At 63.8% G+C, this 2,681-nt stretch carries 3 protein-coding genes; all 3 read right to left on the minus strand.

From position 1 onward, the window contains the following. A partial coding sequence (locus VMR03_RS17165) for a TonB-dependent receptor plug domain-containing protein (protein WP_325407379.1) occupies window positions 1-648 on the minus strand: 648 nt, incomplete at its 3' end. Between the two features lie 89 nt (window positions 649-737). Continuing rightward, window positions 738-1,121, minus strand: coding sequence for a DUF2946 family protein (locus VMR03_RS17170; protein ID WP_325407381.1), 384 nt, complete (start codon window positions 1,119-1,121; stop codon window positions 738-740). A gap of 83 nt (window positions 1,122-1,204) precedes the next feature. Further along, window positions 1,205-2,311, minus strand: a complete 1,107-nt coding sequence (locus VMR03_RS17175; RefSeq protein WP_325407383.1) for a glutathione S-transferase family protein — start codon at window positions 2,309-2,311, stop codon at window positions 1,205-1,207. Window positions 2,312-2,681 lie beyond the last annotated feature (370 nt).

The following is a 2,681-nucleotide window of genomic DNA, read 5'->3' on the forward strand; positions in this document are numbered from 1 at the left end:
GTTGCCGGAGCGGGAGCCCGAGCCGGTATAGCTCACGCTCACCTTGTCATTGGCGGCGGTTGCCGAGACCGAGCCCGAAAGCCCGTCGCCATTGCTGCGATAGAAGGTCGAGGCCGTGGCGGCGACGATCGAGACGTCCGGCGTGGTGCCGAAGAGCGGCGCGGGCGTCTCGATGCTGATGGTGCCGGCTATGCTGTCGCCGCCCATGCTGACGGGAGTGAGGCCGGCCAGAACCTTCGCCGTGCCGACATTCGACGGATCGACATAGGAGAGCGGCGAATTCATGTGGTTTGGACAGGCCGATCCCATGACCATGCCGTCGACCACAATGCGGACGCGATCGTCGGCAAGGCCATTGACGACGGGAAGGCTCGACACGCCGCCCGCCTTGTAGGTGGAGACGCCGGCAACACCGTCGAAGAGCGAGGCCGTGTCATTGGTACGAAGGCGCTTGCGCAGCAGTTCGAGCCGGGAGACGGCCGTTTCCGTCAGCGGCGTATCGCCGAGATCGGTCGAGCTTGCCGCTTCGGGCGATTCGATGTCTACCGGCGGCAGAAGGGTGGCGCCTGCGGCGAAGGCCGGAGCGGGCGAGACGAGAGCGAGCGCGGAGCCGAGGAGCAGGCGCGCGCGGCGTGAGGACATGCGCATGGGCATGGGTTTCCTTCCTTGGAATGACGTTATGCAGACGCGCGCGATGACCGGCGTCATGCCGGCGGTTCACGTGCGGTCGTTTCCGGTCAGACCGTCAGGAAAGGAGGTGCGCGGGATTTCCGGCGCTGCGGAAAGGCTTTGTCGGCAAGGGGCGTTTCGCCGATCGAGGGCCGGTTCGAGACAAAAGCGGCTTCATAAAGAGCGACAGGGGCCGCACTTTGCGGCGAGGCGAGGTGAGCCGCCGCCGCATAAGGACAGGGTGCGTAGCGATGGTCGGCATCGTCGTCATGACGATCCGAGCCCGGCGCCTGGTGGAGCTGGACGAGCCCGTTCGACGTACAGATGACAAAGGGCGCCCAGCCGGCATCGGCGCGGTGCGAGGGCGCAGGCATCCAGCCGTCGGGCATGAGGGCGCGCAGCAGCATCGCGGCAAGCGCGATGTGGAACCCTGCCCAGCGTGCTGTTTTCATACCCATCCCGTTACGGAGCTACCGGAGCCATCCGTCGCTTTCAAGCCCCCCGCGCCTGAGCGAAATGACGCACCGCCTCCCGTTCAAGCGAGCGCGAGCTTGAAATTCCTTCGCGTGAGGCGGGGAAAGGACGGAAAATCGAGAAAGGTTTCGCCGCCGGCGTTGCCGAGCAGATCGGCGGCGCGGAGCTTGTCTTCCTCGTTGAGGCCCGCGATGAAGTCGAGCGGCCGTTGCAGCATCCAGAGATCGAAGGGGAAGATCGCACGGCTGTCGCGCGCGCCTTCGAGCGTGAACATATGCGTGCCGACGGCGCGGGGGACGGCCTCAGTTCCCTCTTTCGCGCCCGGCGTCTCGGCGACCCATTTCGCGAAGTGATGCGCCGTCGAGACGAGAACCGGGATCATCTCGCGCATCATACGCGACAGAATCGGGATCACCGTGTCGGGCACTTCGTCGCGAGCGAGGAATTCGCCGCCCTTGGGGTGCGGCGGTTTCATCATGCGCTCGACCCAGCGCGCGACGTTGGGGGCGATGCGCTTCATCAGCTCGCCGGACGCCGGATCGCGATACTGGTGCGCGTAGAGCGGCCCGATCAGACCGAAATCGCCGATCGACGGCTTCGTGCCGAAGAGAAATTCATAGACGGCGAAATGCCTGTCGAGTTCGCCGAGAAGTCCTTCATAGGATGTCTCGATGGCCGCTTCCGTCTTCGGTGTCGCGCCGAGAAAGGGAAGCGCGCCGGCAAAGGGCTTCGATATTTTCAGGCCGGCTTCACGCTGCACGTCTTCCGGCTGTCCCGGCGCGGACATCTTGCCGAATTCGGAAATGGCGAAATCGTAGTTCTTGTTCCAGCGGTAATGCATCGCCGGAATTTTCAGCCACTCATCGGCATAGACTTCGAGAAGAAGACCCGCGAGCCGCTGCTTCGTGGTCGCCGGATAGACCGGCGCCTCGGGGAAGCGCAGTTCGAGCGCGTCGATCATGTCGCTCGTGTCCTGCAAGGTTTCGCCCTCGGGCGTCACGATGACCGGAATCACCGGCCAGCCGACGCGCGGCAGGATGACCTCGCGATAGACGTCGGGCGTGTTCAGATATTCGACGAAGGGGATGCGCTTGTAGCGCAGATAGGCGCGCACCTTGCCGCTGAAATAGCTGCATTCGGAGCCATACAGTTCATAGCCTTCGGTCATTCGTCCCCAGGTCCCCAGAAGCGCGCCCCTGCGCGACTTTAATGTCTTTCATTAATCGGCTTATAGGGGCGCTCGGCCCGACTGTCCAGTCCCGGACAAGAGCAGTCTAGAACGGCCCGGCGCCCAGGGGAAACCCGCGCGCCAGCCGGGCAAAACGATCAGTTGAACGATGCCGCGCCCCGGTTGTTCTTCAAGCGGAGGTGTTCGATGCCCGACCTGCCGGAAGATCAGGCGCATGCGCTGATGCGGCTTCTCATGGACAGCCGCACAGAAGTGCCGACAACGATCAAGAACAAGCTCAAGATCGAGAAATATGTCGTCCGCCGCAACGGCCTTACCGTCACGGATGGCGGCATAGAGGCGTTGATCT

The organism is Parvibaculum sp., assembly GCF_035511255.1.
GTDB lineage: Bacteria > Pseudomonadota > Alphaproteobacteria > Parvibaculales > Parvibaculaceae > Parvibaculum.